Annotated in this window: 14 protein-coding genes; 1 reads left to right on the top strand and 13 read right to left on the bottom strand. The window is 63.3% G+C overall.

What is annotated here, in order from left to right; genetic code table 11:
• Positions 1-766 precede the first annotated feature (766 nt).
• The 12 genes from ccmI to HMPREF1024_RS22265 form a co-directional block, all read right to left on the bottom strand.
• Complete coding sequence (gene ccmI / locus HMPREF1024_RS22210) at positions 767-1,609, bottom strand: c-type cytochrome biogenesis protein CcmI (RefSeq protein WP_009307659.1); 843 nt, start codon at positions 1,607-1,609, stop codon at positions 767-769.
• Positions 1,606-2,052: a cytochrome c-type biogenesis protein gene (locus tag HMPREF1024_RS22215; protein WP_073972695.1), complete on the bottom strand. Its 447-nt coding sequence runs from the start codon at positions 2,050-2,052 to the stop codon at positions 1,606-1,608. Before HMPREF1024_RS22215 ends, ccmI begins: the two co-directional genes overlap by 4 nt.
• A gap of 11 nt (positions 2,053-2,063) precedes the next feature.
• Positions 2,064-2,618, bottom strand: a complete 555-nt coding sequence (locus HMPREF1024_RS22220; protein ID WP_004184329.1) for a DsbE family thiol:disulfide interchange protein — start codon at positions 2,616-2,618, stop codon at positions 2,064-2,066.
• Entirely contained in the window at positions 2,615-4,567 is a 1,953-nt protein-coding gene (locus HMPREF1024_RS22225) for a heme lyase CcmF/NrfE family subunit (protein WP_009307657.1), read from the bottom strand. The genes HMPREF1024_RS22220 and HMPREF1024_RS22225 overlap by 4 nt, the downstream gene beginning before the upstream one ends.
• Entirely contained in the window at positions 4,564-5,022 is a 459-nt protein-coding gene (gene ccmE, locus HMPREF1024_RS22230) for a cytochrome c maturation protein CcmE (RefSeq protein WP_009307656.1), read from the bottom strand. The genes HMPREF1024_RS22225 and ccmE overlap by 4 nt, the downstream gene beginning before the upstream one ends.
• Entirely contained in the window at positions 5,006-5,236 is a 231-nt protein-coding gene (gene ccmD, locus HMPREF1024_RS22235) for a heme exporter protein CcmD (RefSeq protein ID WP_004143390.1), read from the bottom strand. The genes ccmE and ccmD overlap by 17 nt, the downstream gene beginning before the upstream one ends.
• A complete protein-coding gene (locus HMPREF1024_RS22240; protein ID WP_004189553.1) occupies positions 5,233-5,970 on the bottom strand; it encodes a heme ABC transporter permease in 738 nt (245 codons plus the stop codon). Before HMPREF1024_RS22240 ends, ccmD begins: the two co-directional genes overlap by 4 nt.
• Positions 5,971-6,019: 49 nt before the next feature.
• On the bottom strand, positions 6,020-6,679 hold the full coding sequence (gene ccmB / locus HMPREF1024_RS22245; RefSeq protein WP_004891310.1) for a heme exporter protein CcmB: 660 nt from the start codon (positions 6,677-6,679) through the stop codon (positions 6,020-6,022).
• Positions 6,676-7,299 (bottom strand): cytochrome c biogenesis heme-transporting ATPase CcmA, encoded by a 624-nt coding sequence (gene ccmA, locus HMPREF1024_RS22250; RefSeq protein WP_009307655.1) that lies wholly within the window; start codon positions 7,297-7,299, stop codon positions 6,676-6,678. The genes ccmB and ccmA overlap by 4 nt, the downstream gene beginning before the upstream one ends.
• Positions 7,300-7,382: 83 nt before the next feature.
• On the bottom strand, positions 7,383-8,723 hold the full coding sequence (locus HMPREF1024_RS22255) for a cytochrome c (RefSeq protein WP_004184337.1): 1,341 nt from the start codon (positions 8,721-8,723) through the stop codon (positions 7,383-7,385).
• Positions 8,724-8,733: 10 nt separating this feature from the next.
• Positions 8,734-10,518 (bottom strand): GMC family oxidoreductase, encoded by a 1,785-nt coding sequence (locus tag HMPREF1024_RS22260; RefSeq protein WP_002908285.1) that lies wholly within the window; start codon positions 10,516-10,518, stop codon positions 8,734-8,736.
• A gap of 2 nt (positions 10,519-10,520) precedes the next feature.
• Positions 10,521-11,276, bottom strand: coding sequence for a gluconate 2-dehydrogenase subunit 3 family protein (locus HMPREF1024_RS22265; protein WP_004175724.1), 756 nt, complete (start codon positions 11,274-11,276; stop codon positions 10,521-10,523).
• 501 nt (positions 11,277-11,777) lie between these two features.
• Here HMPREF1024_RS22265 and HMPREF1024_RS22270 point away from each other — a divergent pair.
• Positions 11,778-12,149: a VOC family protein gene (locus tag HMPREF1024_RS22270; RefSeq protein ID WP_009307653.1), complete on the top strand. Its 372-nt coding sequence runs from the start codon at positions 11,778-11,780 to the stop codon at positions 12,147-12,149.
• Positions 12,150-12,156: 7 nt separating this feature from the next.
• Here HMPREF1024_RS22270 and HMPREF1024_RS22275 read toward each other — a convergent pair.
• Positions 12,157-12,932: ABC transporter ATP-binding protein (locus HMPREF1024_RS22275; RefSeq protein WP_009307652.1), on the bottom strand; the 776-nt coding region annotated here is incomplete at its 5' end.

The following is a 12,932-nucleotide window of genomic DNA, read 5'->3' as shown; positions in this document are numbered from 1 at the left end:
TTCGTAGGCCCGCGCAAGCGTAGCGCCGCCGGGCAAGGGCAGCGGGTGCGGAGCCGCTTTTGGCCGGGTGGCGGCTGCGACTTACCCGGCCTACGGTCCGTGCGACTTGTCGTTAATTTATTCACCATTGTTGCTGAAACTGCCGGTGTTGCGGCCTCAAAATCGCTGAGACGTTCCCGGAAGGCCGGGGCAGCCCGCATGGATGCGGGCTGAGGGCCGTGTTTTGCACGGACGCTGCCTCGGCCCGACCCGAAGCCTGCAGGGATAAGTCGAAGGGACCGCGTAGCGGCGATTTTGCTGGCCGGAGCCCGGGGGTACAGGGGGCGGCGGCGACTGGCCGCCCCCTGTGCGCTCCCTGCGCCATGCCAGGCATAACGCAGAAGATTAACCGGGAGCGCAAAATACGCTGAAGCCACAGATAACATAAAAGACTTCCCGGCAGTGCTTTCCCTCACCCAGGCCTTCTTCCGGAGGGAGAGAGAACCGTACGGCAGTCGTTGCCGTTCCATGACGCTCCCTGCGCCACGGAGAACCAGGTGCAGCACCACGAAGCGGGAGCACAGAGTACGCTGAAGTCACGCGTGAGAAACGCTTTCCCGGGCTGAGAACCAGGAAAACCGATAACCGTCTCCGGCAAGAAATCAGGCTCCGAGCCCAACATGTTGCCGGGTGGCGCTTCGCTTACCCGGCCTACAAAGGCTACCCGCGATTTGGCGCTCTATTCGCGCCCTTCGTAGGCCCGCGCAAGCGTAGCGCCGCCGGACAGTCACTGCGCCTGCTGCTGCGCTTGCGCCAGCTGGCGGACGATCGCCTCGCGCCGCGCATCCCCTTCCGGTAGCCGGGCCAGCAACGCCTGCAGGGCCGCCACGGCCTCGGGGTAATCTTCATTACGCACCGCGCTCAGGGCCAGCATCTCCAGCACCGGCAGGCTGTTCGGCTGCCGCTGATGCAGGTCACGCAGCAGCAGCTCGCCCATCCGAACCTGGCCGCTATCTCCCGCCCGCACCAGCGCGCTGGCGTAATCGAAAGCCGCCGCCGGGTCGTCCGCCGCCAGAGCATGCGCCCGGCCAAAGGCGCCGATCGCCGTCTCGCCATCGTTTAACAACAGGCCCAGCCGCCCAAGCAGCTGCCAGCCGGCGAGGTCGTTCGGGGTATCCTGCAGGTGACTGCGCAGGCCAAGCCGCAGCTCCGCCAGCTCATCCATTCGCAGCGGCGCCGCCGTCGGGTCCTTAACCTGCTGCAACAGCGCAGGAAAATGTCGTTCAGCCTGCTGCCAGAGCAGCACCTGACCAATATCGCTGGTTTTCAGATACAGGCCCAGACTCAGGACCACCAGCAGCAGCGCGCCCGGAAGCAGCGCCCAGCGGCGTAGCGGCCGTTCGCCAGGCTGTGCCTGGGGCGGAATATCCGTCAGCAGGGTGCGCTGCAGTTCGACGACCAGCGCCGGGTTGTCCTCGCCGCGCTCCTGCGCCAGCTCCTGCAGGCGCGACTGGTACAGGGCGCGGTTGAGGGCATCGCGGTCTACCGCCCCTTTGCCCGACCACGGGAAGTACAGCAGCCCCAGCGCGCCAGCCAGCAACAGCCCGGCGATAACTACCAACAGGCTCATCGTTCTTTTCCTTCTTGCAATAATGCCGCCAGCCGCTGGCGCTCTTCGACGCTGAGCGCCGCGTCAGGAATGTCGCGACGGCGCGCGCGGGCGATAATCACTCCCGCGCCCGCCAGCACGAACAGCCCCGGCCCCAGCCACAGCAGCACCGTGCCCGCGGTCAGCGGCGGCTCGTAGCTGACAAAATGACCGTAGCGGGCCACCATATAGTCAACGATCTGCCCTTTCGTTTTCCCCTGCTGCATCAGCTCGTACACCTTCTGCCGCATATCAGCGGCAATCATCGCGTTTGAGTCGGCGATGCTGTTGTTCTGGCATTTCGGGCAGCGCAGTTGGGAGGTGATCTCGCGGAAGGCCTGCTCCTGGGCCTCATCCTTAAACTGCCAGGTATCGATGGCGGCCCACGCCTGGCCGGTCAGCATCAGCGCCAGCAGGATGATTATTACACTTCTCATCAGCCCGCCCTCCGGTTGTATTGATCCCACAGCGGCTGGAGCTCCTCGCGCCACACCCGTTCGTTCAGGTCGCCGGCGTGCCGCCAGCGGATAATGCCCTGACCGTCGATGAGAAACGTCTCCGGCGCGCCATAGACCCCGAGATCCAGGCCAAGCATGCCGTTGCCGTCGTAGAGGCTCAGCCTGTAGGGATTACCCAGGCGCTGCAGCCAGCTCATCGCCTTCTGGCGATCGTCTTTGTAGTTCATCCCCACCACCCGCACGCCCTGCTGCGCCAGGCCGTTGAGAAACTGATGCTCGGCGCGACAGGTTGGACACCAGGTGGCCCAGACGTTGAGCAGCAGCGGCTTGCCGTCAATCAGCGTCCGTCGGTCCAGCGTCTGACCGGGGGTACTCAGCGCTTCAAGGCGAAATTCCGGCAGCGGTTTGCCAATCAGCGCCGACTCGAGGGTCGTCGGGTCATCGCCCTCGGCGTTGCGCATCAGTTGCCAGAACAGCGCGGCGGCCAGCGCCAGAAACAGCACCAGCGGGATAAACAGTAGCTTCCGGTTCATGAGGCCTCCTGCAGCTTCTTACGCATCCGGTAGCGCGGATCGAGCATGCAGCACAGACCGCCGAGGGCCATCAGCACCCCGCCGTACCAGATCCAGCGAACGAACGGTTTATAGTACAGACGCACCGCCCAGCTGCCGTCGCTCAGCTCTTCCCCTAGCGCGGCGTACAGATCGCGGGTCAGCCCGCCGCTGATCGCCGCCTCGGTCATCATCATCCGGCTGGCGGTGTAAAAGCGTTTCTCGGCATACAGCGTCGCTTCCGGGCGGCCGTTGCGGGTCACGGCGATAATGCCTTCGCCGCCGGTCCAGTTGGGGCCGACGATATTGCGCACGCCGTTAAACACAAAGTGATAGCGGTCGATATCGATGCTGTCGCCGGGACGCATCCGTACATCGCGCTCCACGCTGTAGTTCTGGCTGAAGGTGATGCCGATAACGGTCACCGCCACGCCGACGTGACCGAGCACCATACCCCACTGGCTGCGGGTCAGCGTGCGCAGGCCGCGCCAGAAGCCGTGGCGATGAGTGGCCCGTTCGTGAACCTCCAGCAGGGCGAAGATCAGCACCCACAGGGCCATCATCAGGCCAGTGACCGCCATGGCGGTGATACGATCCTGCAGCAGCCACGGCAGCGCCAGAGAAAGTGACAACGTCACCAGCAGAGCGATAATCAGGCGCTTAATCTGCCTGGCGACGTCATCGCGCCGCCAGCGGATCAGCGGCCCCAGCCCCAGCAGCAGCGCAAACGGCGCCATCAGGGCGGTGAACATGGTGTTAAAGAACGGCTCGCCGATGGAGATGCTGCCGAGGCCCAGCTCTTTATGCACCAGCGGCAGCAGCGTCCCGAGGAGCACCACCAGCATCGCGGCCATCAGCAAGATATTGTTGCCAAGCAGGAACGTCTCGCGCGACCACAGCGTATGTTCCACCCGCGCCCGCACCCGGCCGCCCTTCAGGGCGTACAGCAGCAGCGATCCGCCGATGGCGACAATCAGCAGTACCAGAATAAACAGCCCGCGCGACGGATCCGAGGCGAAGGCATGCACCGAAACCAGCACCCCGGAGCGCACCAGGAAGGTGCCCAGCAGGCACAGGGAGAAGGCGGCGATAGCCAGCAGCACCGTCCAGGCGCGGAAGCTGCCCCGCTTTTCGGTTACCGCCAGGGAGTGCAGCAGCGCGGTTCCCACCAGCCACGGCATAAACGAGGCGTTTTCCACCGGGTCCCAGAACCACCAGCCGCCCCAGCCCAGTTCGTAGTATGCCCACGCCGAGCCCAGCACGATGCCGAGAGTGAGGAACATCCATGCCGCCTGGGTCCAGGGACGCGACCAGCGCGCCCAGGCAGTATCCAGCCGGCCCGCCAGCAGCGAGGCGATGGCGAAGGCAAAGGCCACCGAGAAGCCGACATAACCCATATAGAGGATCGGCGGATGGAAAATCATGCCGATATCCTGCAGCAGCGGATTGAGGTCGCGGCCATCAATGGGGTACTGCGGCAGGCCGCGGCTGAACGGATTGGAGGTGAAGAGGATAAACAGCAGGAAACCAAAGGCGATCATCCCCATCACCGCCAGCACCCGGGCGACGGCGTCGAGCGGCATCCGGCGGCTGAAGATGGCGACGGCGAAGGTCCAGACGCTGAGCAGCAGAACCCACAGCAGCAGCGAGCCCTCGTGCGCCCCCCAGGTCGCCGCTACCCGATACCACACCGGCAGCGCGCTGTTGGAGTTTTCCGCCACATAGCGGACGGTAAAGTCATTGACCACAAAGGCGTGCACCAGCAGCAGGAAGGCGCCGCCGATACAGGCGAATAGCCCACAGGCCAGCGGCCGCGCCAGGGCCATCAGCCGCCGATCCTGCCGCGCCGCGCCCCACAGGGGATAGACGCTCAGTAGCAGCGCCAGCCCCGCCGCCAGACACAATAAAAAGTTGCCCAGTTCCGGCATCATGGCTGCGCCCCCGTTTTCTCCGGCGTCATGGCGGTTTTCACCTCCGGCGGCGTGTAATTTTCATCATGTTTGGCCAGCACCTGCTGGGCGGTAATATGCCGCTCGCCGTCCAGCACGCCCTGGGCCACCACGCCCTGCCCTTCACGAAACAGGTCCGGCAAAATGCCCTTATAGCTGACGTCCACCACCCCGCGGGCGTCATACAGCTTAAAGCGCACGTCGAGGGTTTGCGGGTCGCGCTGCAGGGAGCCCGGCTGAACGTAGCCCCCCACCCGCAGGCGCTGCCCGGTATGGGGTAGCGCCCGGGTTTCCGTTTTACCGTAGATAATTTCCCCCGGGGTGTAGAACAGATCGATATTGCTACTCAGGGCGTACAGCGTCAGGCTGACGGTTAGCCCGAGGCCGGCGAGCACCGCCAGCACGATATATAGCCGGGTTTTACGACGCGCTTGCATCCGCGGCCTCCTTGTCATGTTCGCGGGCGGCAGCGATCCGCCGCTCGCGCGCCTGCTGGCGTCGCACCTCATGGAACAGTGCCCGCCGCGCCCACAGGGTATGCACCGTCAGCAGGCCAAAGGCGGCGACGGTCACGGCCACCGCCAGCCAGACGTACACGGCATAGCCGCCCATATTCAGGAAGGCGGCGAAAGACGAAAAGGCGGGGCTCATCGGGCGGCTCCTTTATTCACCAGCGCCACCACCCACGGTCGACGGCGCTCCAGTTGCAGGATCAGGTTACGCAGGCGCATCAGGGTCAGGGTGACCGACAGCGTAAGGAAGGCAAAGATGCAGATCCGCAGCGGCAGACGCATGCTTGGGTCGATGGTTTGCTGCAGGTTGGTCGAGCCCTGGTGCAGGGTGTTCCACCAGTAGACCGAGTAATGAATGATCGGCAGATTGACCACCCCGACCAGCACGAGGATCCCCGCCGCGCGCCCGGCCAGCCGCCGGTCGTCAAAGGCGTGCCACAGGGCAATGACCCCGGCATACAGAAACAGCAGCACCAGCTCTGAGGTCAGGCGGGCGTCCCAGATCCACCAGGTCCCCCACATCGGCTTGCCCCATGCCGCGCCGCTGACCAGCGCCACCAGGGTGCAGACCGCCCCCACCGGCGCCAGGGCGGCGATCGCCAGATCGGCCATTTTGATCTGCCAGACCACCCCGACGAAGGCCGCGACGGCCATCGCCAGGTACAGCCCCATCGACCACATCGCCGTCGGAACGTGAAGGTACATGATCCGGTAGCTTTCCCCCTGCTGATAGTCCGCGGGGGCGAAGCCAAAGCCCCACCCCAGGCCGATGACCAGCAACAGCGCGCTCAACGCCGCCAGCCAGGGGATCCAGCATCCGCACAGGCGGTACAGCCGCTCGGGGATCGCCAGTTGATGTAACGCTTTCCACATAGACGCTTACTCACACGGTTATGATGGCCGCGCCCGCAGGCGCAGCGAGTTATCGCACGGTCAGCCGCAGCGCAGCGGCGGTGGCGAACGGACACAGGGTGGCGCTGGCGGTTAAGAACGCCGCCAGCATCGCCAGATAGCCGCTGACCGGGAGCCCGGCGGCGGCCGCCTGGCAGGCCGCGGTGGCGAAAATCAGCAGCGGCACCGCCAGCGGCAGCACCAGCAGGCTCAGCAGGACGCCGCCGCGCTTCAGGCCGACCGTCAGGCCAACCCCCACCGCGCCGAGAAAACTGAGCGTCGGGGTGCCAAGCAGCAAGGTCAGCGCCAGCACACCGGCGTCATGCAGACTCATCCCCAGCAGCAGCGCCGCCAGCGGCGAGACGATCAGCAGCGGCAGGCCGCTCATCATCCAGTGGGCAACCACCTTCACCAGCACCACCGCCACCAGCGGCGTCGGCAGGAGCATCAGTTGCTCCAGGGAACCGTCCTGCCAGTCGTCGCGAAACAACCGATCCATCACCAGCAGCGCCGCCAGCAGCGCGGCGACCCACACCACGCCCGGCGCAATCTGCGCCAGCAGCTGCGGCGCGGCGCCTACGCCGAACGGAAACAGGGTGATGACGATCAGAAAGAACCAGAGCGGATTGAGGATCTCCGCCCCGCTGCGCCACGCCAGGCGCAGTTCCCGGGCCAACAGCGCACGCATCATTGCCCGCCTCCAGCGACGCCGCCGAGGCGCAGGGTGCGCAACGGACAGCCCAGCGGCCGCAGCGGCTGGTGGGTGGTGAGGATGGCGCATCCCCCCTGCCGGGCGTGCTGCTCCAGGCGACGGGTCAGGGTTTCCATCGCCGTGGCGTCGAGGGCGGTGAACGGCTCATCGAGGATCCACAGCGGCGCGTCGGTTAACCACAGGCGGGTGAGCGCCACCCGACGCTGCTGCCCGGCGGAGAGCTGACTCAAGGGGAGGTCTTCATAGCCCGCCAGGCCGACGGCGGCGAGGGCGCTTTCCCGCTGCTGAAGGCGGCTGGCCGGAAAGAAGAAACGCAGGTTTTCATCGGCGGTCAGCGCCGCGTTAACGCCGGGTTTATGGCCCAGCCACAGCAGCTGACGGTGAAATGACTCCCGGACCTTCGCCAGCGGCTGGCCCTGCCAGCTCACCACCCCGCTTTCCGGGCGCGCCAGGCCGCAGAGGATCCGCAGCAGCGAGGTTTTCCCCGCGCCGTTATCACCGGCGACCTGCAGCAGCTCGCCGGCAGCGAGGGACAGCGTCAGCGCCGCAAACAGCGGTCGATCGTCAACGATGCAGGTCAGTCGCTCTGCATGCAGCATGAAGGCAAACTCCTTGATTCAGACAGTATTTTACGTCGTCGCTAAGTATGGGTTGCGCCGCGCGGGCGACGCAACCCTGACGGTTACTGTCCGGCCCCCGGCAGCTTCGAGATATCGGCGTTGCCTAACGCCTTCTCATCGTGCGCCGCGGTCTCCTTACGCACCTTCGCCACATCGCTGGCGCTGACCGCCGGCGCGTTGTTGCCCCAGCTGGTGCGGATGAAATTGACCACATCCGCCACCTGCTGGTCGTCCAGGCGCCAGCCGAACGACGGCATGGTCAGGTTGGAGACCGCATCTTTCACCGCCGGCGTGGTGCTCCCGGTCAGAACGATGTGGATAAGCGAAGTGGCATCTTCGGTCTGGACCACCGGATTGCCCTTCAGCGACGGGAAGGCGCGCTTATAGCCTACGCCGTCGGTACGGTGGCAGGCGGCGCAGTTATCGACGTACAGCGCGGCGCCGGTTTTGCTGTCGTTACCCTTCCACAGATCTTTCGCCACGCTGTCTTCCACCGGGGCTGGGGTCTGTTTGCCGCCGCGCGGCGGGAGCGACTTCAGGTAGCGGGCGATGGCGGTGATGTCGTCATCAGAGAGATACTGCAGACTATGCTCCACCACATCGCTCATGCCGCCGAAGACCACCGATTTATCGTTGCGTCCGGTTTTGAGGAACTCGGCCAGCTCGGCTTCGCTCCAGGTCCCCAGACCGTCGCGGTTTTCGCCGCGCAGGCTGGAGGCGACCCAGCCGTCAATCGGCGCATTGCTGCCCGCCAGGTAATCATCGCCTTCGCTTTCGCTGAGCGCTTTTTCCTGCATCGTCAGGCTACGCGGGGTATGACAGGCGCCGCAGTGGCCCAGGCCTTCCACCAGATAGCGGCCGCGCTCCAGCACCGGGTCAACCTGCGGGTTGGCGACAAAGTCGCTCGGCGTCGGGGCGAAGATGCCGCGCCAGAACGCCAGCGGCCAGCGCATCGACAGCGGCCATGGGATGTCGGTGTCCTTGTTGGCGACATTCACCGGCTCCACGCCGTGCATAAAGTAGGCGTACATGGCGCGCATGTCCGCTTCGCTGATCCGCGCGAACGAGGGATACGGCATCGCCGGATAGAGCGTGGAACCGTCTTTCCGCACGCCCTTGCGCACCGCGTCGTCGAACTCTTCGAAGGTGTACCCGCCAATGCCGTGTTCTTTATCCGGCGTGATATTGGTGGAGTAGATGGTGCCGATCGGCGTCTCCATCGGCAAACCGCCGGCGAAAGGTTTCCCCGCTTTGCCGTTGGTGTGGCAGGCGACACAGTCCCCCGCCCGCGCCAGATACTCCCCCTGCTTAATCAGATTGCTGTCCGCAGGCGCCTCTTCGGCAAAAGCCGCGCAGCTCAATGCCCCAAGCACCAGGGCCGATAACCATTGCATTTTCATCATCTGCCTTCCTTTATGCCTGCACCAGGGGACCCGGATTTTTCAGATACTGCTCACGGATCGCCTTCGCTGACCAGTAGGCCAGCGCGGCCACCGTGCCGGTTGGGTTGTAGCCCAGCCCCTGCGGGAACGCGGAGGCGCCGATGACGAAGACGTTATGCACGTCCCAGCTTTGCAGATAACGGTTAACGGCGCTGGTTTTCGGATCTTCCCCCATCACCGCCCCACCGTTCATATGGGTGGTCTGGTAGGTGGTGGTATCAAAGTGGCTGTTGGCGTTTTTTGGGCTGCCGAGGATATATTTCGGCTTCATCGCTTTGGCGATCGGCGCCATCTTATCGAACATAAACTGCGCCATCTTGATGTCGTTTTCCTGCCAGTCGAAGGTCATGCGCAGCAGCGGCTGGCCAAAGACGTTTTTGTAGTTCGGATCAAGATCGAGGTAGTTCTGCCGATAGGACTGGTGCGCGCCGTGGGCATCCATCGACAGGTGATGGGTGTAGGTGTCGGCCACCGCCGCTTTCCACTTGCTGCCCCACGCCGGGGTGCCCGGCGGTACCGGGAAACCGGAGATGGGCTTGGTCCCGGCCTGGTTGACCCAGAATGGCGAACCGCCGACAAAGCCCGCCGCGCCGTGGTCGAAGTTGTCGGCGTTGAAGTCGTCGACGCCGACGCCGTTGCCGCCCGCGCCGATAAACGGATTGGTATAGGTGTCTTTGTCGAAAATGGCCTTGATGGTGGTCATGTTCTGGTAGGCGAAGTTACGCCCTACCACCCCTTCGCCGGTCTCCGGATTGTACGGTTTGCCGATCCCGGAGAGCAGCATCAGGTGCACGTTGTGGAACTGGAAGGCGCCGATAATCACCAGGTCCGCCGGCTGTTCCATTTCGCGCCCCTGGCCGTCGACGTAGGTCACGCCGGTGGCGCGGGATTTGTCGTCGGTCAGGTTGACCTTCAGCACGTTGGCGTTAGTCCGCAGCTCAAAGCGTTTTTCCTGGCGCAGCGCCGGCAGAATGTTCACGTTCGGCGAGGCTTTAGAGTACATGTAGCAGGCGTAGCCGCTGCAGAAACCGCAGAAGTTGCACGGGCCCATCTGCGCGCCGTAGGGGTTGGTATAGGAGTCGGAGGTATTGGCCGACGGCAGGTTATAGGGGTGATACCCCACTTCCAGCGCCGCTTTTTCAAACAGCTGCGCCGACCAGGTGTTTTTCTGCGCCGGCAGCGGGAAGTCGTCCGAGCGGTCCGGGGCGAAGGCGTTGCCGCCGCGGCCTTTGCCGACGACCTTGCCTTTGATCGACCAGGCGGTCCCGGAAGTACCGAATACTTTTTCCGCTTTATCGAAGAACGGTTCCAGCTCGTCGTAGGTGACGCCGAAATCCTGGATGATCATATCCTGGGGGATGAAGTTTTTGCCGTAGCGTTCTTCATAGTGGCTGCGCATCCGCAGCTCAATGGGATCGACGCGGAAATGGACGCCGGACCAGTGCAGCCCGGCGCCGCCCACGCCGGTACCCGGCAGGAAGGCCGCCAGCTGGCGATAGGGCACTGCCTGTTGGCTGGTGTTATGCCGGATGGTGACGGTGCTTTTCGACAGATCCTGGAACAGCTTGCGGCGGATGTTGTAGGTCAGCTCATCAATCACCTGCGGATAGGCGCCGTCCGGCCAGGTGTCGCGCATCGGGCCGCGCTCCAGCGCGACGACGTTGAGCCCCGCTTCGGTCAGCTCTTTGGCCATGATCGCCCCAACCCAGCCGAAGCCGACGATCGCGACATCGGTTTTTTTCAATACGGTGGCCATGATTACGCCCTCTCCCCATTAATTGATACCGGCGGGAAGGGGTAGCGTTCGCCCCGTTCAACCCAGTCCATAAAGTCGGCGCGCGCGCCGGGAAAATTAATCAGCGTCCAGCCGACCATGCCTTTATTGCCGCCATGGATCGGGTCGCTGAAGAACCCTTCGCGGGTGTTTTGCAGCAGATAGGTGAAGAACAGCGAGGCCGGCAGCTGTTTGAACTCGGCTTTACCCGATTCCCACAGGCCGAGCGCCTCGTCCTGCTGCTCGCTGCTCAGTTCAGCGAAGGTTTTATGATATTTGTCCTGACACCACGCCTCGGCGTCGGCGATCCCGAGGTTATAGATCTGTTTGGGCACCAGCGGCAGCTGATAACCCATCTCTTTCGGCACGTCGGGATTGAAGGGCCCCTGCATATACCAGATGGAGCCGGTGGCGTAAGGGGTATTGAGCTGGCGGTCGATAAACTCCGGCACGCCGGCCTCTTTGGCGCCGGGACCGAGTTCATCCGCCGGGATTAAGCGAGCGACGGCGGCGTTGATAAACGCCCACTCACGATCGTTGAAGAACTGCGGCTTCCAGTCGCTGGCCGCCGCGGTGTTCCCGGAGGCTGGCTCTGAAGCGGGGGCCGCCTGCGCGGTCGCGCTGGTGGCCACGCCAATAGCCCCTGCTCCCGCGCCGCCGATCACCACCGTCGGGATCAGCGCCATCGATTTCACCAGGAAATCACGCCTGGAATTGTTGGTTTTCTCGCTCGACATCATCACATTCCTGTCATTGAAAATTACTGTTTTTGTCGCTGACAAAACCAGTGAATGTCGTGCTGGAACCGATACCATTGCGCTTTTAAACCGCTTAGCGTCTGGCCCGGCCCGGCAAGTCGGATAAAACATCGGCCAGAGGCGATATCATTTATAGGGTTATCGTTTGGATAGTAGACGATTCTCAACGAAACGCGGGAAATCGGAGAGAAATTCACCGGTCTGTCATCGTGAGAAGAGTGCTGCCATAACCTTGAGGCGGTAAACCAGCGGCATTCACACCGCGCTGAGCTTACCCATGCGCCAAAAAAGAGTGACTTGTATCACAAATGTTATTTTTGTTTATGGTACATGGCAGATTAAACGTCTGTAAATACTCGTATTAGGAATAATTAAACATTTTGAGCTGTTAAAAAAGTTAATAACCGTTGTTAACTATCTTGCATCTATTGTCCGGCTAGCGCCTTCAGCTGGCGATATCCCATCCACAGGAGAAGAGAAGATATGTTCGATCATGTGAAATTCGGCGTTAGCGACTATGCCGCCAGCAAAGCGTTCTTTTTGCAGGCCCTGGCCCCGCTTGGCGTAATGCTGGTCGGCGAAGGCGAACCGAGCTACGGCGCAGAGCTGGCCGGCAGCGGCGATGCTTCTCTATGCCTCTATCAAAGTGCGGAAAAACCGGCGCCGCTGCACATTGCCTTTCGCGCCGACAGCCGCGAGCAGGTCGATGCCTTCTGGCAGGCGGCGCTGGCCGCCGGAGGAAAGGACAACGGCGCGCCGGGGCTACGGCCAAACTACCACGCCAGTTACTACGCCGCGTTTGTGATTGCGCCAGACGGGCACAATATTGAAGCCGTGTGCCATCTGGCGGGGTAACGGGCGGCTACCGCTGCGGAAAAATCCACACATCCTCCGCCGGGAGCGTCAGATGGCAGTGTTCGGCATCGCGCAGCGCCGTTCCGTAGGCGCGCAGCGGAAAGTCGTCGCCTTCGGTACGGAACAGGTACTCCCAGCGGTCGCCGAGATACATGCTGGTCAGCAGCGGTAGCTGGAGGCTATTATCCTGCGCGGCGCCGTCAAGTCGCAGGCGCTCGACGCGGATCACCGCCGTCGCCGGCTCGCCAACGCTAACCCCCTCGCCCGCTCGCCCCCACAGGCTCCAGCTGGCGCCTTCGATCCGCGCCCTGCCGTTCTCCAGCGCCATCACTTTGCCGTGCAGGCGGTTATTGCTGCCCATAAACTCAGCGGCGAACAGCGTCGCCGGGCTGCCGTACATCTCCTGCGGCGTCCCCTGTTGCTCAATGACGCCATTGTTCAGCAGCAGAATACGATCGGAGATGGCCATTGCTTCATTCTGATCGTGGGTGACCATCAGCGCCGACAGGCCCAGCTTAATGATCAGCTCGCGCAGAAACACCCGCGCCTCTTCGCGCAGCTTGGCGTCAAGGTTGGAGAGCGGTTCATCCAGCAGGATCACCGGCGGGTTGTAAACCAGCGCCCGACCGATGGCCACCCGCTGCTGTTGGCCACCGGAGAGCTGGTGCGGATGGCGGTTGCCAAGGTGCCCCAGCCCCAGCTGATCCAGCACACGCTGCACCCGCTCTTTTATCTCCCCGGCGGCCACTTTACGCAGCTTCAGCGGATAGGCCACATTGTCGA

The organism is Klebsiella sp. 4_1_44FAA (assembly GCF_000238715.1).
GTDB classification, from domain to species: domain Bacteria; phylum Pseudomonadota; class Gammaproteobacteria; order Enterobacterales; family Enterobacteriaceae; genus Klebsiella; species Klebsiella pneumoniae.
This window is presented reverse-complemented; position numbering and strand designations above follow the sequence as displayed.